Source organism: Polaribacter sp. 20A6, from assembly GCF_011378915.1.
In the GTDB taxonomy this organism is placed as follows: domain Bacteria; phylum Bacteroidota; class Bacteroidia; order Flavobacteriales; family Flavobacteriaceae; genus Polaribacter; species Polaribacter sejongensis.
In genome coordinates, this window is sequence record NZ_WTPZ01000001.1 from 832,690 (window position 1) to 854,142 (window position 21,453).

16 protein-coding genes are annotated in these 21,453 nt (G+C 32.0%); 10 read left to right on the forward strand and 6 right to left on the reverse strand.

Annotation, left to right across the window (positions count from 1 at the left end):
- Positions 1–4: 4 nt before the first annotated feature.
- On the reverse strand, positions 5–3,337 hold the full coding sequence (locus tag GQS57_RS03310) for a DUF2126 domain-containing protein (RefSeq protein WP_165731147.1): 3,333 nt from the start codon (positions 3,335–3,337) through the stop codon (positions 5–7).
- A gap of 513 nt (positions 3,338–3,850) precedes the next feature.
- Between GQS57_RS03310 and mce the strand changes: the two genes are divergently transcribed.
- The 8 genes from mce (at position 3,851) to scpA (ending at position 13,327) form a co-directional block, all read left to right on the forward strand.
- The gene (gene mce, locus GQS57_RS03315) at positions 3,851–4,255 is read left to right on the forward strand and encodes a methylmalonyl-CoA epimerase (RefSeq protein ID WP_068448052.1); all 405 of its coding nucleotides are present in this window, start codon (positions 3,851–3,853) and stop codon (positions 4,253–4,255) included.
- Between the two features lie 26 nt (positions 4,256–4,281).
- Positions 4,282–5,841, forward strand: coding sequence for an acyl-CoA carboxylase subunit beta (locus GQS57_RS03320; protein WP_165731148.1), 1,560 nt, complete (start codon positions 4,282–4,284; stop codon positions 5,839–5,841).
- Positions 5,841–6,200: an OadG family protein gene (locus GQS57_RS03325; RefSeq protein ID WP_165731149.1), complete on the forward strand. Its 360-nt coding sequence runs from the start codon at positions 5,841–5,843 to the stop codon at positions 6,198–6,200. Before GQS57_RS03320 ends, GQS57_RS03325 begins: the two co-directional genes overlap by 1 nt.
- Before the next feature lie 3 nt (positions 6,201–6,203).
- Positions 6,204–6,623: a biotin/lipoyl-containing protein gene (locus tag GQS57_RS03330; RefSeq protein ID WP_165731150.1), complete on the forward strand. Its 420-nt coding sequence runs from the start codon at positions 6,204–6,206 to the stop codon at positions 6,621–6,623.
- Positions 6,624–6,633: 10 nt separating this feature from the next.
- Positions 6,634–7,965 carry a sodium ion-translocating decarboxylase subunit beta gene (locus GQS57_RS03335; protein WP_165731151.1) on the forward strand — a complete coding sequence of 444 codons (1,332 nt, stop codon included), beginning with the start codon at positions 6,634–6,636 and terminating at the stop codon, positions 7,963–7,965.
- Positions 7,966–8,032: 67 nt separating this feature from the next.
- Positions 8,033–9,322 (forward strand): acetyl-CoA hydrolase/transferase family protein, encoded by a 1,290-nt coding sequence (locus GQS57_RS03340; RefSeq protein WP_165731152.1) that lies wholly within the window; start codon positions 8,033–8,035, stop codon positions 9,320–9,322.
- 76 nt (positions 9,323–9,398) lie between these two features.
- Complete coding sequence (locus tag GQS57_RS03345; protein ID WP_165731153.1) at positions 9,399–11,198, forward strand: methylmalonyl-CoA mutase family protein; 1,800 nt, start codon at positions 9,399–9,401, stop codon at positions 11,196–11,198.
- Positions 11,195–13,327, forward strand: coding sequence for a methylmalonyl-CoA mutase (gene scpA / locus GQS57_RS03350; protein ID WP_165731154.1), 2,133 nt, complete (start codon positions 11,195–11,197; stop codon positions 13,325–13,327). The genes GQS57_RS03345 and scpA overlap by 4 nt, the downstream gene beginning before the upstream one ends.
- 397 nt (positions 13,328–13,724) lie before the next feature.
- Here scpA and GQS57_RS03355 read toward each other — a convergent pair whose 3' ends face one another.
- The 5 genes from GQS57_RS03355 to GQS57_RS03375 all read right to left on the reverse strand — a co-directional run bounded on the left by GQS57_RS03355 (position 13,725) and on the right by GQS57_RS03375 (position 18,422).
- Positions 13,725–14,477 (reverse strand): acyl-[acyl-carrier-protein] thioesterase, encoded by a 753-nt coding sequence (locus GQS57_RS03355; RefSeq protein WP_165731155.1) that lies wholly within the window; start codon positions 14,475–14,477, stop codon positions 13,725–13,727.
- 28 nt (positions 14,478–14,505) lie between these two features.
- Complete coding sequence (meaB, locus tag GQS57_RS03360; RefSeq protein ID WP_165731156.1) at positions 14,506–15,519, reverse strand: methylmalonyl Co-A mutase-associated GTPase MeaB; 1,014 nt, start codon at positions 15,517–15,519, stop codon at positions 14,506–14,508.
- Positions 15,520–15,711: 192 nt separating this feature from the next.
- On the reverse strand, positions 15,712–16,830 hold the full coding sequence (locus tag GQS57_RS03365; RefSeq protein WP_165731157.1) for a tetratricopeptide repeat protein: 1,119 nt from the start codon (positions 16,828–16,830) through the stop codon (positions 15,712–15,714).
- A gap of 125 nt (positions 16,831–16,955) precedes the next feature.
- Positions 16,956–17,696, reverse strand: a complete 741-nt coding sequence (locus GQS57_RS03370; protein WP_165731158.1) for an acyl-CoA desaturase — start codon at positions 17,694–17,696, stop codon at positions 16,956–16,958.
- A 156-nt stretch (positions 17,697–17,852) separates the two neighbouring features.
- The gene (locus GQS57_RS03375; protein ID WP_165731159.1) at positions 17,853–18,422 is read right to left on the reverse strand and encodes a Crp/Fnr family transcriptional regulator; all 570 of its coding nucleotides are present in this window, start codon (positions 18,420–18,422) and stop codon (positions 17,853–17,855) included.
- A 174-nt stretch (positions 18,423–18,596) separates the two neighbouring features.
- On the opposite strand from GQS57_RS03375, the gene GQS57_RS03380 reads away from it, so the two are divergent.
- Both GQS57_RS03380 and GQS57_RS03385 read left to right on the forward strand, forming a co-directional pair.
- On the forward strand, positions 18,597–19,937 hold the full coding sequence (locus tag GQS57_RS03380; RefSeq protein WP_165731160.1) for a DEAD/DEAH box helicase: 1,341 nt from the start codon (positions 18,597–18,599) through the stop codon (positions 19,935–19,937).
- 195 nt (positions 19,938–20,132) lie between these two features.
- Complete coding sequence (locus tag GQS57_RS03385) at positions 20,133–21,440, forward strand: DEAD/DEAH box helicase (protein WP_165731161.1); 1,308 nt, start codon at positions 20,133–20,135, stop codon at positions 21,438–21,440.
- Positions 21,441–21,453 lie beyond the last annotated feature (13 nt).

Below are 21,453 nucleotides of genomic sequence, written 5' to 3' on the forward strand. Positions count from 1 at the left end.
TCCCCTACTTTTTTCTTAAATCTAGGGTATAAGGAAATTCAAAATTAACAGGTAATTCTTTAAACTTAAATCGCTTAGAACTACTGTTGGTTTCTACACTTCTACTAGTGCTTTCTGTATTTGGGTTGATACTTTCCACAGGATCAATTTCACCTTGTGTATGTCCAAACTCCCAGAAACGATTAATTCGTCTCGATTCTGCTTCATAACTATTTACTGGATATTCATCATAAGATCTTCCTCCTGGATGCGCTACAAAATAAGTACAACCTCCAATAGAACGTTTATTCCAAGTATCTACAATATCAAAAACAAGTGGAGTATCTACAGGGATTGTTGGGTGTAAAGCAGAAAACGGATCCCAAGCTTTATAACGAACACCTGCTACATACTCTCCATGAACACTTGTTTTGTTTAATTGTACTTTAACGCCGTTACAACTTAACACAAAACGGTCTTCGTTAAAATTAGAAACTTTTACTTGTAATCTTTCTAATGAAGAATCTACATATCTTGCAGTTCCACCGCCAGTCATTTCTTCTCCTAAAACATTCCAAGGTTCTATACCTGCTCTTAATTCTAAATGAATATTATTAATGTCTACCATCCCATGTAATGGGAATCTAAACTCGAAAAAAGGATCGAACCAATCTTCTTTAAATTCGTAACCAGCTTTATTTAATTGGTCTACAATATCTTTAATATCTTCTCTTACGTAATGTTCTATTAAGAATTTATCATGTAATTCTGTTCCCCAACGAACTAAATTATGTTCGTAAGGTTTTTTCCAGAACCAAGCAACCAAAGTTCTAACCAATAACATTTGTACCAAACTCATTTTAGGGTGCGGCGGCATATCAAATCCACGTAATTCTAAAATTCCTAATCTTCCTGTAGAAGAATCTGGTGAGTATAATTTATCGATACAAAATTCTGCTCTGTGCGTGTTTCCTGTTAAATCGGTTAATAAATGTCTAAACAATCTATCTGTTAACCAAAAAGGAACTTCGCCATCTTTCGGAATTTGATTAAACGCAATTTCTAATTCGTATAAATTGTCTAAACGAGCTTCATCAACTCTTGGAGCCTGACTCGTTGGACCCACAAAAGAACCAGAGAATAAATAGGTTAAACCTGGGTGATGTTGCCAGAAAGTTAATAAACTACGCAATAAACTTGGTTTACGTAATAAAGGACTATCTGCTGGAGTGGTACCTCCTAAAGTAACATGGTTTCCTCCACCAGTTCCGGTGTGTTTACCATCTAACATAAATTTTTCTGTACCTAATCTTGCTTTTTTAGCTTCATCATAGAAAGTAAATGTGTTTTTACACAAGTCTTCCCAATTGGTAACTGGGTGAACGTTTACTTCAATAACCGCAGGATCTGGTGTTATTTTTAGAGACTCTAATCTGTTATCATGTGGTGGTTCATAACCCTCCATAATAACAGGTACATTTAATTCTCTTGCCGTAAGTTCTATAGAGGCTATTAAATCTAAAAACATTTCTGCCGTTTCTAAAGGCGGTAGAAATAAATATAATTTTTGATCTCTTATTTCTGCACAAAGTGCGGTACGTACAAAATAGTCTGGTTGGTTTGGCTCTAAACCATAATCTAAAAATTCTTGATGTCTTTTCTTAACAATATTTTTAAAACTCGGTAAACGCTTCTTTTTAGAAAATAAGTCTGGTTCATGAATTGGGAAAATCTCGTGTTCTGGCTTTTCCATTAATGAATCTAAAGGTAATCTTAATCCCATTGGAGAGTTCCCCGGAGTTAAAAAGATGTGTTGTCTTCTAAAAGTCCAAGCACTACTAAACCATTTGTCTTCCGTTTTATTTAAAGGCAGTAAATAACCAACAGGTGTAGATGCGCCTTTTTCATAAATTTCATGTAATTTTTTTCGAGCTAAAGAACCATCTTTGTCTTTTGCAGGATCTATGTCTATCGGTAAATTACCTTGCTCCCATAAATGATAAAAAGGATCTTCGAAACTTGGTAAAATATGTTCTCCAGAAACGCGCAAGTATTTAGTAAGCGTTTCTAAAAATAATTTATCAGAATTTTCTGGAACAATAGGATTATCAGCATAGCTGGATAAATACTTTTTGTTGAACCAAATTGGTCTACCATCTTTACGCCAACAAATTTCTATTTGCCATCTTGGTAAAGGTTCTCCAGGATACCATTTACCTTGTGCATGATGCAAAACAGCTCCATTACCAAATTTGTCATACAAACCTTTGGTTAAGTCGCCTGCTAATTTTCTTTTATTAGGTCCATCTGCAGTTGTGTTCCATTCTGGAGATTCTAAATCATCTATAGATATAAAAGTAGGTTCACCTCCCATTGTTAAACGAACATCTCCTTTTTCTAGTTGTTTTTCTACTTTATTTCCAAGTTTGTATACTTCTTTCCATTGTTCGTCTGTATACGGTTTTGTAACTCTTGGAGATTCTAAAATTCTTGTTACTTTGTTTTCGAAAAAGAATTCTGTTTCACATTTATCAGACATTCCAGAAACTGGTGCAGCACTTTCAAAAGAAGGTGTACATGCTAAAGGAATATGACCTTCACTTGCTAAAAGACCAGAAGTGGCATCAAAACCAATCCAACCGGCACCTGGTAAATATACTTCTGCCCAAGCGTGTAAGTCTGTAAAATCTTCTTCAGGACCAGAAGGACCGTCTAAAGATTTTTCATCTGATTTTAATTGCACTAAATACCCAGAAACAAAACGAGCTCCAAAACCTAAGTGACGTAAAGTTTGTACAAATAACCATGCATAATCTCTACAAGAACCATTTTTCTGATTCAAGGTTTCTTCACAAGTTTGAACACCAGGGTCCATTCTTATATTATAATTTAAAAACTCATAAATTTTCTGATTGATATCAATTAAAAAATAAATGGTTTTTCTTGGCGTATAATCTAATGTTTTTATAAACTCTTCTAATAATTTTCCTTTATCAGTAATTTCTAAATAAGGTTGTAGTTCTTTCTTTACAGTTTCTGTATACACAAAAGGATATTCTTCTGCATACTCTTCAATAAAGAAATCAAAAGGGTTTATGGTTTTTAAATCGGCAATAATTTCAACATCAATAGACATCTCATCTGTTTTCTCAGGAAAAACCAAACGTGCCACATAATTTCCAAAAGGATCTTGTTGCCAATTAAAGAATTGTTCTTCTGGCGTAATTTTAATAGAATAAGATTCTATAGGTGTTCTGGAGTGAGGTGCTGGTCTTAGCCTAAAAATATGAGGAGATAAAGATACTTTTCTATCATATTTATAAGTTGTCTTGTGAGATATTACGATTTTTAATGCCATGTATACATATATGTTTTGAGTGCAAATTACTTAGTTAATCTTACTTAACCTTTCAAAATAAAGCGAAAAAAAACGCCGGCAAATTTAAGTATTTATTATTCTAAATAACTTAAAATCCATAATAAAAAAGAGATTCAAAAAGCATTATAGCTTTATAATAAATCTATTTTTAATATTGTTTTAGAATACTTTTATTTTTTATAAATTTAATAATAAAACTACAGAATACCTTCATTAATACATATATATTACTATTATTTATTGGTGTTGTAATAATTTTTTTACAATAAAAATGTTAAAATGATAATTTGATAAATTTAAGAGCAATAACTACTTACTCACTTAAAAGTTGTAAACCTTATAATTTTTAAATAAAGCAATGAATTAAAACATTATTTTTTTTGATTCCTCAAAATAATTTAAGATAAGTTGTAATAATCTGTGAATATGATAACTATCATATAATAAAAACAAGATGTATGCTAAATTTGATAAAATTTAAACATAAAAATTATGAATATTTCACATATAGAGCATTTAGGTATTGCTGTTGAAAATTTAGAAGTTTCAATAAAATATTACGAAGAAGTTTTAGGTTTAAAATGTTATTCTATAGAAGAGGTTGTCGATCAGAAAGTGAAGACAGCCTTTTTTTTGGTAGGTAATACAAAAATAGAATTATTAGAGAGTACTTCTCCGGATGGTCCAATAGGTAAATTTATAGAGAAAAAGGGACAAGGTATTCATCATATAGCCTTTGCAGTACCAAATGCAACAGAAGCTTTAAAAACTGCAGAAGAACGCGGAGTGAGACTTGTAGATAAGGTTTCTAGAAAAGGAGCAGAAGGGTTAAATATTGGCTTTCTCCATCCTAAATCTACCTTAGGCGTGCTTACAGAACTTTGTTCTAAAGAATAATTTTAAAAGAAAATACTTATATAAAAATGGCAAATCAAGATAAAATTAACGAACTCATAGAAAAAAGAGCGGAAGCTAAAATGGGTGGTGGAGAAAAACGTATCGATTCTCAGCATGCTAAAGGTAAATTAACGGCACGCGAGCGTATAGATATTCTTTTAGACGATGATAGTTTTGAAGAGTTTGATATGTTTGTAACACACAGAACAAAGTCTTTTGGATTGGATAAACAAATTTATCTGTCGGATGGTGTTGTTACAGGTCATGGTACTATAGATGGAAGAATTGTCTATGTATTTGCACAAGATTTTACCGTATTCGGAGGTTCTTTATCAGAAACATATGCATTAAAGATATGTAAGGTGATGGATATGGCAATGAAAATTGGTGTTCCAGTAATTGGTTTAAATGATTCTGGTGGAGCACGTATTCAAGAAGGGGTAAGGTCTTTAGCTGGTTATGCAGAGATTTTTCAAAGAAATATTATGGCTTCTGGGGTAATTCCTCAAATTTCTTCAATTTTAGGTCCTTGTGCTGGTGGCGCGGTGTATTCTCCGGCTTTAACAGATTTCACTATTATGACAGAAAACACAAGTTATATGTTTGTTACAGGTCCTAAAGTGGTAAAAACCGTTACTGGTGAAGTTGTTACTGCAGAAGAATTAGGTGGCGCTAAAATTCACTCTACTAGATCTGGAGTTTCTCACTTCTTAGCAGCAAATGATGAGGAAAACTTATTATTAGTTCGTAAGTTACTAAGTTACTTGCCATCAAATAATTTAGAAGAAGCGCCAATACTTGCATGTAACGACCCAGTTGACAGGTTAGAAGATGCTTTAAATGAAATTATCCCAGAAAATCCTAATCAACCTTATGACATTGTTGATGTAATTTCAATACTAGCAGATAACGGAGAGTTTACAGAAGTACATAGAAACTATGCTAGAAATATTTGTGTAGGTTTTGCAAGATTTAATGGTCGTCCGGTTGGTATTGTTGCCAATCAACCAAAATATTATGCAGGTGTTTTAGATATTGATGCTTCTAGAAAAGCTGCACGATTTGTTCGTTTTTGTGATGCCTTTAATATAGCCATTGTGACACTTGTTGATGTACCAGGGTTCTTACCGGGAACAGGGCAAGAATACGGCGGAATTATTTTACACGGAGCAAAATTATTATTTGCTTATGGAGAAGCTACTGTACCTAAAGTTACTATTACACTGCGTAAATCTTATGGAGGAGCGCATGATGTTATGAGTTGTAAGCAACTACGTGGAGATGTAAATTATGCATGGCCAACCGCAGAAATTGCTGTAATGGGAGCAAAAGGTGCTGTAGAGGTTTTAGAAGGATCTAATATTAGAAAAATAGAAGATGCGGATGAAAAGCAAGAGTACATTCAGAAAAAAGAGGATGAATACACTGCAAGGTTTGCAAATCCTTACATGGCAGCAAAATACGGATTTATAGATGATGTAATCGAACCAAGAAACACTCGTTTCAGAATTATTAGGGCTTTAGAATTACTTCAAAATAAAAAAGATGTAAACCCACCTAAAAAACACTCAAATATTCCATTATAATGACATACTTAGTTTTAAATACAGAGATTATAAGTGAAGGATACGTTATCTTATTTACAGGACTTTTTATTGTTTTTAGTGCATTAGTATTATTAGCGTTGGTTTTTAATTATGGTTTACCCGTAATGCTTTATGTATATAAAATAATTACAAAAGGAAAGGACAAAAAAGTTAGTGAAATTAAGGTAAAAGGGGATAAAGACTTTACTGGAGAAATATCTGCGGTTATAGGAGCGGCGGTGCACATGTATACAAGTGAACAGCATGATCATGAAAGTGCAATTTTAACAATTAAACAAGTTAAAAAATCATACTCACCTTGGAGTTCTAAAATTTACGGAATTCAAAATAGATTATAACAAATGAAAAGCTATAAATTTAAAGTAAACGAAAACGGCTATACCGTTAATATAAAGTCTCATGAAGATAATATTATTCACCTAGAGGTTAATGGCACTTCTTATGAGGTAAAAATGAAGGAAGAGGTTAAAAAAACGAAGACACCTACATTAGTTCGTGCAGCTTCAAAGCAACCAGCAGCACCTTTACAAGTAAATCCAAAATCTGCAAAAACAAAAATTGTAGCCCCAATTCCTGGAGTTGTCTTATCTATTGATGTAAAAGTAGGGGATACACTTAAAGTGGGAGATAGAATGCTTGTTTTAGAAGCAATGAAAATGGAAAATAGCATTGTCTGTGAAAAAGCAGGTACTATTACAGCTATTAAAATTAGTGTTGGCCAACAGGTGTTGCATGATGAATTAATGATAGAACTAGAATAAAACACGAAACATGAAAAAAGTAATTTTAATATTTTGTGTTTTGTCATTATTGATCTTTATAAGACCAGTATTAGGATTTAGCACAAATTCAAACCAAGACGCTGTAAATAGTACTACAGTTACTACCACGCAAGTGGATATAGCACCGCAACATGAGGGTGTTTTTGAAGGAGCATTTAGAGGAATAAAAAAGTTTTATGGTTATACAGGTTTTGCAAACGCAACGTCTGGAAACTTAATAATGATAATTATCGGAATTATATTTATCTACTTAGGTATTAAATTTGATTATGAGCCCTTACTACTGATACCCATAGGTGCAGGAGTCATTATAGGAAATATTCCTTTTGTAGCCGGAAATCAAACAGGTATTTACGAAACAGGATCTGTATTAAACTATCTCTATTTTGGGGTGGTAAAAGGGATTTATCCACCATTAATATTCTTAGGAATTGGAGCAATGACAGATTTCTCTTCTTTAATTGCAAATCCAAAACTAATGTTATTAGGAGCAGCTGCACAAATTGGTGTTTTTGCGACCTTTATGGGGGCATTATATTTAGGTTTTAACCTTCCAGAAGCAGGTGCAATTGGTATTATTGGTGGAGCCGATGGCCCAACAGCTATTTTCCTTTCATCAAAATTAGCTAATGGAGTTAATGTATTAGCGGATGGTACCACGGTTAAAAATCTAATTGGCCCAATTGCTATTGCTGCTTATTCTTATATGGCGTTGGTTCCTGTAATTCAACCTCCTTTAATGAGAATGTTAATCTCTAAAGAGGATAGAAAAATTAAAATGAAACCACCAAGAGCTGTTACTCAAAAAGAAAAAATGATTTTTCCTGTCGTAGCTTTAATTTTAACAACGTTTATTTCTCCAAGTGCTTTACCATTATTAGGTATGTTATTCTTTGGGAATTTATTAAAAGAATCTGGAAGAACTGAAAGATTAGCAGATACTGCAAGAACTAAATTAATTGATATTGTAACTATTTTATTAGGTGTTACTGTAGGGGCTTCCACCCAGGCAGATATTTTTATCACAAAAGATTCATTATTAATATTTGGTTTAGGAGCTATATCATTTGTAATAGCAACTTGTGGAGGATTATTATTTGCGAAGTTTATGAATAGATTCTTAAAAGAAGGGCATAAAATAAACCCTTTAATTGGTGCGGCAGGAGTTTCAGCTGTTCCAGATAGTGCACGAGTTGTACATACAGAAGGTTTAAAATCAGATCCAAGTAACTATTTATTAATGCACGCCATGGCACCAAATGTTGCGGGTGTAATAGGTTCTGCAATTGCCGCAGGTATTATTTTAAGTTTCTTAGGATAATGGATAATTAGAAGTTCATTTTTAGCGTGTAAATGAACAAAAACAACAATTTTTAAAATTTGATAATATGAAAATACCAAATAAAATGACAGCCGATGAAGCTGTTCAATTAATCAAATCTAACGATAGAGTTTTAATCCAAGGAGGTTCTGCAACACCACAAGCTTTAATAAAAGCAATGGTTGCAAGAGCGTCAGAATTAAGAAATGTTGAACTTGTTCATTTACATACAGAGGGAGCTTGTGGATATACAGCACCAGAATTAAGAGAAAGTTTTCATACAAATGCTTTTTTTATTGGTGGAAACGTTCGTAAAATGGTAGGAAACACGGTAGATTATATTCCTGTTTTTTTAAGTGAAATACCAAGTTTATTTCGTGAAGGATATATGAAATTAGATGTGGTATTGGTAAATGTATCGCCACCGGATAAACATGGTTTTTGCTCTTTAGGGGTTTCTGTTGATATTGTTATTTCTGGTATAGAACAAGGTAAAACAATTATTGCTCAAATTAACCCACGCATGCCTCGTACTTTTGGAGATGCCCAAATACATTTAAAACATTTTGATGCCTGTGTTGAAGTTGAAGAAGAAATCTACGAAATGAATTTTGTAGAACCTTCTGAAATAGAAAAATCTATTGGTGAAAATATTGCTGCAATTATTGATAATGGAGCAACGCTACAAATGGGAATTGGAGGTATTCCAAATGCTGTTTTAAAATTCTTACACAACCATAAAAACTTAGGAATACATACAGAAATGTTTTCTGAAGGAATTATAGATTTAGTTGAAAAAGGCGTGGTAAATGGCTCTAAAAAGAAAACAAATCCATATAAAATAGTCTCAGGTTTTGCTATGGGAACACGTCGTTTATATGATTTTATGGATAACAACCCAGAAATTGAAATGAATGATATTGCATATGTAAATGATACTTCTATCATTCGTAAAAATCCAAAAGTAACAGCAATAAATTCTGCAATTGAAGTAGATTTAACAGGGCAAATTTGTGCAGATTCTATTGGTCAGAGAATGTTTTCTGGAGTTGGTGGTCAAATGGACTTTATGCGTGGAGCTGCATTATCAAAAGGAGGGAAACCAATATGTGCAATTACATCAACAACATCTAAAGGTGTTTCTAAGATTACTCCAGCGTTAAAAGTAGGAGCAGGAGTTGTAACTACCCGTGCGCATGCTAGGTTTATAGCTACAGAATATGGGATAGCAGAACTATTTGGTAAAAATTTAAAACAAAGAGCACAAGCACTAAGAGATATTGCGCACCCAAATCACAGAGAGGAATTGGACAAAGCTATTTTTGAAAGATTTGGAAGTAGTTTAATGGTAAAATAAATTTTGAAGGTTATAGTTCTTAAATTTTGTAACTTTAAGGACTATAACCTATTGATATTAAATAAATTCAGACATAATGAGCGAGAAAAATAAAACATTATTTTCAGATTTTCCTTCAGTTTCTACTGAACAGTGGATGGAAAGAGTGACCGCAGATTTAAAAGGTGCTGATTTTGATAGAAAACTAGTATGGAAAAACCTAACTGGTATCAATTTTCAGCCTTGTTATAATATTGAAAACTCAATAACACAGCTAAAGAATACAGGACAGAATTCACAAGCATTAGTAAACTATAGAAGTGTTACTGCTTGCTGTGGGAAATCTGGTAATGATTTAGCATTAAAAGCAATTAAAGAAGGTATAAATGGTATTATTTTTCAAATGATAACAAATGTACCCGTTGAAGAGCTTTTAAATGGAATAGACTTAAATGAAATTACTGTTTCCTTTAAATTATTTAATAATGCCATCCCTTTTACAAAGGAATTAGTTGCATTTGCAAAAGGTAAAAACTTAAAAGGCTATATCGATACAAACTTAATTTCGGGTTATGTAACAACGGGTGTTTTTAACGAAAGTCTAGTTGATGTTACTGCAGAGTTGGTGAAATTGACAAGTGATTTTCCAAATTTTAAAGCAGTTTCTATTTCTGGAACAGAGTATTTAGATTCTGGAGCAAATCAAGTTCAAGAAATTGCATATACATTAAGTTCTCTAGTTTTCTTAACAGAAAAACTGAAAGAAAAAGGAATTTTAGTTCAAGATATTTTTAATAATCTAAACTTCAATCTAGCCATTGGTTTAGAGTATTTTGTAGAGATTGGTAAATTTAGAGCTTTCAATAACTTATTAGCTGAGGTTGCTGCCAAATATCAGCTTGCTGATTTTTCGAATACAATTACAGCTAAAACATCTATTTGGAGTAAGTCAATTACCGATGCAGAAACTAATTTGTTACGTTGTACAACAGAAGCAATGGCTGCAATTTTAGGTAATGTTGACGGTGTTTTAATAGATGCATATGATAAAGAATTTAAAAGTGCTTCTGATTTTTCAAGCAGAATAGCCGGAAACATAACAACAATTTTAAAAGAAGAATCTTACTTTGGTAAAGTTTCAAACCCTGTAGATGGTTCTTATTATATTGAAGAGGTAAGTTCTAAAATTGCAGAAAAAGCTTTAGAACTTTTTAAAGCGATTGAAGCAGACGGTGGTTTTTATATCAATTTTGAAAATGAAATTATTCAACAGCAAATTGCTGAAATTCGACTTAAAAAATTAAAACTAATTAGTCAGCGTAGAACCCCTATGGTTGGGATTAATAAATACCCGAACCTAATGGAAAAAGTTCCTGTAAACGTTCTTTCTTCAGGAATTACAGATGATCCTAAGGTGCTAATTCCAAGAAGAGCTTCTTTAGAAATTGAAGCAATGCGTAGGGTTACAGAAGAGTTAGTGGCAAGTACTAATGTGCGACCAATTGTACAACTCGCAAGTTACGGAAACTTAACGATGCGTAAAGCAAGAGCTGCTTTTGCGTATGATTTTATAGGAGTAAGTGGTTTTGATGTACATCAAGAAGAAAGTTTTGCAAATGCAGAAGTTGCCGCTACAGAAAGCGCGAAATCAAATTCAAATGTAGTTGTTATTTGTAGTTCAGATGAAGATTACAATGCAACCGCTGTCGATTTTGTAAAAACATTTAGAGCAATTGATACAGACAAAGTCTTACTATTAGCTGGTGCTCCAAAAAACATGGATGAATTAACAGCTGCTGGTTTAGATGGTGTTGTAAATATGAGAACAGATGTTCTTGTTGTGCTTTCTAATATTCAGAAAAAAGTTCAAAAAACCTTTAAATCTTTAGAAGTATGAAACCAGATTTTTCAGATATAAAAATAAATTCAGCTGTTAAACAAACAGTGGCAGCTTCAGAGAATAAAGATGTTTGGAATACTCCTGAAGGAATTCCTGTAAAAAAACAATTTACAAAAGAAGATATTGCAGAGGCAGAACATTTAGGTTTTGCTGCTGGTGTGCCTCCTTTTTTAAGAGGTCCATATAGTGCCATGTATGCCATGCGTCCTTGGACGATTCGTCAATACGCAGGTTTTTCTACTGCGGAAGAGTCAAACGCTTTTTACAGAAGAAATTTAGCAGCAGGTCAAAAAGGACTTTCCGTTGCTTTTGATTTGGCTACACACCGTGGTTACGATTCAGATCATCCGCGTGTAACGGGAGATGTTGGTAAAGCCGGTGTTGCCATAGATTCTATTTTAGATATGGAAATTTTGTTCGATCAAATTCCGTTAGATAAAATGTCAGTTTCTATGACAATGAATGGTGCCGTTTTACCAATTATGGCCTTTTACATTGCAGCCGCAAAAAAACAAGGTGTTTCTTTAGATAAACTTGCTGGAACGATTCAGAATGATATTTTAAAAGAATTTATGGTGCGTAATACATACATTTATCCACCTTTACCTTCTATGAAAATTATTGGTGATATTTTTGATTACACCACTAAGAATATGCCGAAATTTAACTCCATTTCTATCTCTGGTTACCACATGCAAGAAGCAGGGGCAACAGCGGATATTGAATTGGCATATACCTTAGCAGACGGAATGGAATACATTAGAACCGGATTAAAATCTGGTTTAAAAATTGATGAGTTTGCGCCTCGTTTATCATTTTTCTGGGCTGTAGGAATGAATCATTTTATGGAAATTGCTAAAATGCGTGCTGCACGTATGCTTTGGGCAAAAATTATAAAACAATTCAATCCTAAAAATCCAAAATCGATGGCTTTGCGTACGCATAGTCAGACTTCTGGTTGGAGTTTAAGTGAGCAGGATCCATTTAACAACGTGTCTCGTACTTGTATAGAAGCAATGGCGGCAACGTTAGGAGGTACGCAATCTTTACACACCAATGCATTGGATGAAGCAATTGCTTTACCAACAGATTTCTCTGCAAGAATTGCTCGTAACACGCAAATTTTTATTCAAGATGAAACCCAAATGACTAAATCGGTAGATCCTTGGGCGGGTTCTTATTATGTGGAGTATTTAACGCAAGAAATTGCGAAGAAAGCCTGGAAACTAATCGAAGAAGTAGAAGAGCTAGGAGGAATGGCAAAAGCTATTGAAACTGGCGTTCCAAAACTACGTATCGAAGAAGCTTCTGCTCGTAAACAAGCACGTTTAGATTCGGGGCAAGATATTTTAGTTGGAGTGAATAAATTTCAAACAAAAGAAAAAACAAATATTGAAATCTTAGATGTTGATAATACCGTTGTAAGAGATTCTCAAATTGCTCGTTTAAATAAAATGAAAGCAGCACGTAATTCTGAGTTGGTTAAGGCAAATTTAAAAGCGTTAGAAGATTGTGCTGGAACCGGAAAAGGAAATTTATTAGAACTAGCAGTTATTGCTGCCGAAAATTTTGCTACATTAGGTGAAATATCTGATGCTTTAGAAGTTCATTTTGGAAGACATAAAGCAGATACTAAATTGATAAGTGGTGTGTACGGAAAAGAAGTAAATAACGATAGTACGTTTGCGAAAGCGCAAAAATTAACGGATAAGTTTGCAGAAATTGAAGGCCGTAGACCAAGAGTTATGATTGCAAAAATGGGACAAGATGGGCATGATAGAGGCGCAAAAGTTGTTGCATCTAGTTTTGCCGATTTAGGTTTTGATGTAGATATGGGATCTTTATTTCAAACGCCAGAAGAAGTAGCAAAACAAGCTATTGAAAACGATGTACATTTTGTGGGAGCCTCTAGTTTAGCGGCTGGTCATAAAACGTTAATTCCGCAATTAATTGGAGAATTAGAAAAATTAGGTAGACCAGATATTATGGTTTTTGCAGGGGGTGTAATACCTGCACAGGATTATGATTATTTATTAGAAAGAAAAGTAGTCGCTATTTTTGGTCCTGGTACTGTAATTTCAGAATCTGCAATTACGATTATGGAAAAATATTTAGAGCAAGAATAAGTTTTAAATTATTTATATTGAAAAGCCCAAACAATTAGTTGTTTGGGCTTTTTTGTTGTTGTTATTACTTCAGTTAAAACGTAAAAGGAGTATTTATGTTATACCAATTTAATATTATTATGTCGCTAAAACAATTGAAAATCTAAATGTCTTCCTGAGCTTGTCGAAGGACATTCAGTAATTTTAAGATAGTCTTCGACAAAACTGTTTGGTAGAGTTGAATGTTAGATAAAATGTTTACATAAAAAAAAGTGTTTCCTTTTGATGAATAACTAAAACTCCATGTACTTGTCACTTCGAATGCAATGAGAAGTCGCATAACAAGAGGTCTCAAATACTGAGTAATTTTATGTGATTTCTCTTATCGAAGAAAAGACAAAATTGTACCTGATAATTTTTAATACGGTTTCCAAATAGTCTTAGCAGTAGCACAAATTGTATCACTTCCTTTAATTTTTATAGTATGTGCAAAAGAATTTTTTGTTTCAAGTTCTTGAGTTAAAGATAGAATAGTGTCTCCAAACTTTGCTTCAGCAATAAAGCGACCATCAATTTCATGTAAAAAGTAATTATCTGTAATTTCTTCAGGGATCGATTCTATTACCCATTGTAAATATCGAATATTATTTACGTGTTTATTAGAATCTGTATCATAGCGGTTGACTCTAAATTGTTTGACATGCTGAGGTGATTCTACTGCAATTATTTTTTTCTTGATATTACGATTGATAGCATATTTGTTAAGTAAAGACCATTTTTCCTTAATTTCATTAAAAATAGGGATCGGTTTTCTTTTATCAATGTCAAAGAAAACCCATAAACCTTTTGCACTTCCTATAATATTATTGTTTTCATCGTAAATAATATTTTCTCTATAACCTTTGATAAAAGAGTAGTGAGAGAGCCAAGTTCTTATAGTGATTTTTTCTTTATAACTAGGGTAACGATTCATTTGTAAAACTCCAGAAACTAATACCCAACCTACATTTTTTTCTAAGAGATCAAATAAACTGTTTCCTATAAAGTGAGAATGGTCTGCAGCAGTTTCTTCTAACAAAGCCAAAATAGTTGTTGGCCTTGCTAATCCTTTATTATTCATTTCAAAATACCTCAATTCAAATTGTCTGTCAAAATAACTATCAAATATCATTTCATACAATTTTAAGGTTCATGAATTATTAATTCAATTTAAAAGAATTTTTGAATTCATCTATAATTTGTTGGGCTGCTTTTACAGGCGAAATTTTAGCTGTGACAATATCTTTTTCTAATTCTGAAAGTTCTCTTTTAATATTTTTTGAACCATAAAACAAGTGTTTCAATTCTTCATTAATATTGTTATACATCCATTTTATTTGTTGATGGTTTCTGTTTTTTAAGAAATAACCATTCTCATCAACTAATTTTTTAAAGTTTAAAATTTCATCCCAAACTTTATCAATTCCAATGTTTTTTATAGCTGAAGCTGTACTTGCAACAGGAGTCCAACCAGACTCTGAAGCCGGAAAAATATGTAGTGCGTTTTGGTATTGTCTTTTAGCTAGTTTACTCATGGTAATATTATCACCATCGGCCTTATTAATAACAACCATATCTGCCATTTCCATAATTCCTTTTTTTATTCCTTGCAATTCATCACCAGCACCAGCCAACATCAACAATAAAAAGAAATCTGTCATTCCGTGTACCGCAGTTTCAGACTGACCAACACCAACGGTTTCGATTAAAATAACATCGTAACCTGCTGCTTCACAAAGTAACATGGTTTCTCCAGTTTTATTAGAAACACCACCTAAAGTGTCGCCAGATGCGGAAGGTCTAATATAGGCTTCTTGTAAAACTGATAATTCATCCATCCTCGTTTTATCACCTAAAATACTTCCGCGAGAGCGCTGACTACTTGGATCTATAGATAAAATGGCAACTTTATGTCCTAATTTCACCAAATGCAACCCAAAGACTTCAATAAAAGTACTTTTACCAACGCCAGGAACTCCTGTAATACCAATTCGTATGGATTTCCCTGAACTTGGTAATATCTCTTGAACTATTTCCTTTGCTAAACTTTTGTCGCTTTCTAAATTACTTTCAATAATAGTAATTGCCCTAGACAGAATTACTCTATCACCTTTTAAAATACCATCTATATAAGCTTGTGCAGGTAGTCTTTTTTTTGGCTTGTAGTTTTTCATTTTAGAGATAGAAAGGTAGGTTTATAGCTTGAGTTCAGTGTCTAACAAAGATACTAAAAATGAAAAAAACACCACTAATTAAAGGGTGTTTTTAAATGGTTTTTATAGAAATTATAGGTAATGATCTTTAAAAATCGACAATGATATTTATTCTAAATATTTTTGTTTTATTGTTTCCTTTTTATGCTATTATTATTTAGAGGTATAATACCTACTAAGTAGCTCTTTTACTTCACTGGTCTCATAAATTTTGTCATATTTATATTCTTCAGCTTTCAATAAAGTACCATAAGCTTTGTTTAACTGATTATTATCTATGTAAATTAAAGCCAAACATCTATAGGCATATGAATTTGCAGGGTTCTCTTCTAAAGCTTTTTGTAAATCTATAATTCCTTCGTCTAACCTTCCTAACTTATAATATATTTCGCCTCTTGTGGCCCAAATAGTTTTTTCTTCTGAAATGTTTTTTTTACTTAATTTATGACTTCTTTCATCAAGTATCGTTTTTTCAATAAAACCTAAAGCTTTCTGGTAGTTCCCTTTTTCTAAATATATTTTTGCTTTATTAAAAAAAGCATAATAATTTTTTGGATTAATTTCATGGCATTTATCTAAGAATGTAAGTGCTAAATCGTAGTCTTTAATTCTTAATAATAACCAACCTAAATTATTTAATACTGCTTGATTATCGTTTTGGATAGCCAAAGCTTTAAAACCATACATTAAAGCTTTTTCATAATCTTCTGTATAAGTGTAATCTATAGCCATACTGTGGTATATGCTTCTTTGTGCAGATCTTTTTATTTGACTTGGACTTAACTTTGATAGAATAAAATTAAAATCTTCTAAAGCTTCGTCATAAAAACCAAGGTTTGAATTTAATTTAGCTCTTAAGAATGTGTATTTTAAATTATTTCTATAATGTGATAAATAATCATTGCATTCTCTTAATCTTTTATAATCTTTTTTTCCCTTTATGACTTCTCCTTTTAACGTATAATCTATACGTTTTTTAACGATGTTATTTTTATACTTCCAGACTGTTTTAACTTTACCGTTTGGGTAGTAGAAATTGGCAATACTATCATGATGTCCTTTTGAATTAAATACATAATTAGATTGTATAGCTCCGCTTCTGTAAAAGGTTTTATAACCTAAAAGTTTGCCGGAATTAAAATTTCTAACTACTCTAATATTTCCATTTTTGTAATAAGATTTAATAGGTAAATCTTTATACAATTTTGCTCTTTGAGAATACCCCAACAAAGGGATTAGAAATAATAAAAACCTAACTATCATTTTATTCATATTCTTGTTTTTCTCAAAAATACAGATAAATATTGTTTTAAAAGCTACTTTGCCATTACTCAATAAAATATTCTATTCAAAATAAATGAGGAATTACAGATGGGAGAAATTCATTTTTATTCAAATTAATTCTTAACGTTTATAGACTTCAATTTTATAAGCCCCAAAAAGTCTAAAACCTTAATAATTACATAAGTCATATCTATTTCGTGCCATTTTACACCAAAATTAGGACTACTTGCGTGTTTATGATGATTGTTATGGTAACCTTCTCCCATCATAAGGAAATCGAAATGAAAAAGATTCTTACTTGTGTTCTTCATTTTAAAGTTTACATAGCCGTAAATGTGTCCGAACCAGTTAATAATCACACCGTGAATTGGCGCCATTAAAAAAGCAATTGGTAATAACAACCATTGCCACCAAGCGGTTACAAAAAAGACAAAGAATAGAATGTAAAAGGTAATCCATAGTAAACGAGAAAAACGAGAACCAGCAAAAGAGTCAAACGATTTCCATTGCGGTACATTTTTAGTAAAACGATCATCAATAGCAATGCGTTGCTCGTTAATATCTTGATAAATAGTTTTTGTTTTCCACATCATTGCAAACATATTTGCATCGTAAGACGGAGAGTGTGGATCTTTTTCTGTGTCTGTATATGCATGGTGCATTCTGTGCATAATTCCGTATCCATACGCACTTAAGTAACTAGATCCTTGAAAAACCCAAGTTAAAATAAAAGTGATTTTTTCCATGGTTTTAGACATGGTAAATACTTGATGTGCTGCATAACGATGTAAAAAGAAAGATTGAAAAAACAAACCTCCATACCAAAGCACTATAATAAAAATAACGACTGCCATACTTATAATTTTGGCAAAGATAGTCTGCTATTTTAATTGAAACAATGAACCTAAATCAATAAAAAAAAGAGCGCTGCTCTTTAAGAACCAAGAAACAAGACTAATTTTTATGATAAAAAGGACACTTTAAAAGTGTTATAAAATGTATTGATATTATTAAATACGTTTTCTAATTCGGCTTAAAGCTTGTGCAGTGACACCAATATAAGAACTGACATATTTTAAAGGGATTTCTTTTAAAATTTCTGGACGGTCTTTAAATAATTTAAGATAACGTTCTTCTGCAGTTAGGTTTAATAGATTTTGTTCTCTACTAGATTTTATTAAAAATAGGCGTTCTGCTGTTAATCTTCCTATTAAATTACCAATTTGAGTTCTTTTATAAATTTCTTGTAAATCGGTGTAAGAAACACTTAATATGGTAGTTTCTGTGAGTGCTTGTAGTTCATAAGCAGAAGGTTTTCTGGTTAAAAAAGAATCATAAGCACTAATAAATTGGTCCTTAAAACTAAAACCAAAAGTAATTTCTTTTTCAGGATTTTCTTTAGGGATATACAAGCGTACCACACCAGATTCTATAAATGAAATATGGTTTTCAATTTCGTTTAATTTTAAGAAAACAGCTTTCTTTTTAATAACACGAGGCTGCAATTTAGACGTAAAAAAGTCCCAATCTTCTTGAGATATGTTGGCTATTTGCTGTAAGTATGCTTTTATCTGTTTCAAATGAATATTTATACTAAAATAGAGTTGCAAATATACGGATTCAAAAAGCCGCTTTTAAGCTTATTTTTGAGTATTCTGATCATTTTATTTTCAATTAAAATATTTTAAATTCAAGAGCCATAATTTCTTTAATTAACAAGAACGATATTGCTACCTTTGCAAAAAATATATTTAATGTCAAAAACCTTTTCATCTTTAGGAATTCATAAAGAATTAGAAGCACGTTTAGCAAAATTAGAAATTACAGTTCCTACTGCGGTTCAAGAAAAAACCATTCCTTTTATCTTACATAAAAAGAAAGATATGGTGGTTTTGGCAAAAACAGGAACAGGAAAAACAGCTGCTTTTGGTTTGCCTTTATTGCAAAAAATTAAAGCTGATGAAACACATATTCAAGTTTTAATTTTAGCACCTACAAGAGAATTAGGTCATCAGATATATGATAATTTACTTTCTTTTTCTTCGGATGAACAAAAGGAAAAAATAGTATCTATTTGCGGTGGAATCCCTATAAAACCACAGATTGAAGCGATTAAAAAGAAGCCTAGTATTGTAATTGCAACTCCGGGTAGATTGGTAGATTTAATGAAACGTGAAGCGATTGATATTACAAAAATTAACTACTTTGTTTTAGATGAAGCTGATGAAATGGTAAGCGCTTTAAAGGAAGAAGTAGATGCTATTATAAAAGAAATTCCGAATGTTAGAAGAACATTGTTGTTTACAGCAACGATGCCAGGAACGATTAAGCAATTGATACAAAACTATATGTCTAAACACGTAGAACATATAGAAACAGATATGGATTCTGTTGGGCATAAAGGCATCGATCATCAATATGTAGTGGTAGAACCGATAGAAAAATTGAATGTTTTAATGCACTTTTTATCGACTAAAGAAGGAGAACGCGGAATTATTTTCTGTAAAACCAAAGCTGCAGTTAATAAATTAGCTAAAAATTTAGCGATTAATAAATTTTCATCAGGTGCTTTACACGGTAGTTTAACTCAAGGGATTCGTGATCGAGTAATGGGACAATTTAGAGAAGGAAATATCGATATTTTGGTGGCTACAGATTTAGCAGCTCGTGGTATTGATGTAAAAGAAATTTCTTACGTAGTAAATTACCATTTACCAGATAAATATGAAACGTATGTGCATAGAAGCGGTAGAACAGCTAGGGCAGGAGCAACGGGGCTTTCTTTAAGTGTGATACAACCAGAAGAATTAGAAGAAATTCCTGAATTTGAAGAAGATTTAGGTTTGACTTTTAAAGAATACAAAAAAGCAGATGCACAAAGTATTGAAGATAACAATACCATTCTTTGGGCTAAAAAAGTGTTTAAAGCAAAACCAAATCGTGCTATTTCAGAAGATTTAAAAGCAGAGATTAAAACGATATTTCATCATTTAACCAAAGAAGAATTGGTAGATAAAGTTTTGTCTAATTATTTAGCACAAACAACTAGTGCAAAGACAAAACCAGAGGTAATTAAAAAGAAGAAAAAGAAATAAACAATATTATTTACCACAGAGGAACATAGAAAACATAGACTATATGAGCTATGTATCTATGTGGTAATTTTTGTAAACAGTAAGTTATATAAACTGTCAATGGTAGTTATAAATATTTAAGTTCGTTCTTAATTTTATTCAACCAGACATCAATAAAAAAGTAAATGATACCATTTACTAAAAAAAGAAATAAGTATGGCAAATAACATTAAAAGTCAACAAGATATATTATCAAAATTGCAGATTGAAGAGTTAAATCAAATGCAAAAAGAAGCGATTGCTACCATTAACAAAAACGATAATGTAATCTTACTTTCGCCAACAGGAACAGGAAAAACATTGGCTTTTTCTTTGCCTTTATTAGAGTTTTTAGATCCAAATTTAGAAGAAGTACAAGCACTGATTTTAGTGCCCTCTAGAGAGTTAGCAATTCAAATAGAGCAAGTAATTCGTTCTATGGGTTCTGGTTTTAAAGTAAATGCAGTTTACGGTGGTAGACCGATGTCTAAAGATAAGATAGAATTAAAACATATTCCTGCAATTTTAATAGGAACACCTGGTAGAATTTCAGATCATTTTGCAAACGATCGTTTTTCTAAAGACCACATTAAAACTTTAATTTTAGATGAATTTGATAAGTCTTTAGAGGTTGGTTTTGAATATGAAATGCGTAATATCATCAATCAATTATCATTAAATAAACGCATATTAACTTCTGCAACACAAGGAGTTGAAATTCCGGAGTTTGTAGGTTTAAGTAAACCAAATACCGTTAATTATTTAAAAGCAGTAACTTCTAAATTAGAAATAAGAACAGTAGTTTCTCCGGCTAAAAATAAACTAAATACCTTATTACATTTACTAAATCATTTAGGAAATAAGCAAGGGATTGTTTTTTGTAATTTAAAAGATTCTATAAATAACGTAAGTACATTTTTAGAAAGCAAGAACATAAAACACGGTTGTTTTAGTGGTGGAATGGAGCAAAAGGATAGAGAACGTTCTTTAATAAAATTTAGAAACGGAACCAATCAATTATTAATTGCAACAGATTTAGCAGCAAGAGGAATTGATGTGCCAGAAATGAGTTTTATAATTCATTATGAATTACCGCAAGCCGTAGAAGAATTTACACATAGAAATGGACGTACAGCAAGAGTTTCTGCAGAAGGAACTGCCTTTGTTCTAAAATGGAAAGACGAACGTTTACCAGACTTTATTAAGCATGCTGATTTACAAAATATTTCTAAACAAGCAGAAAGAAGTCCTGTTTTTTGGGAAACATTATTTATTTCTGGAGGTAGAAAAGACAAAGTTTCTAAAGGAGATATTGCTGGTTTGTTTATAAAACAAGGAAAATTAAGTAAAGATCAATTAGGAGCAATTGAGTTGAAACAAGATTGTGCTTTTGTGGCAGTTCCATCTAGATTAACAGAAGAATTGATAGAGAAATTAAACAACTCTCGTTTAAAAAAGAAAAAAGTACGTATTTACAAAGTGTAAGTAGAAGTGTAAG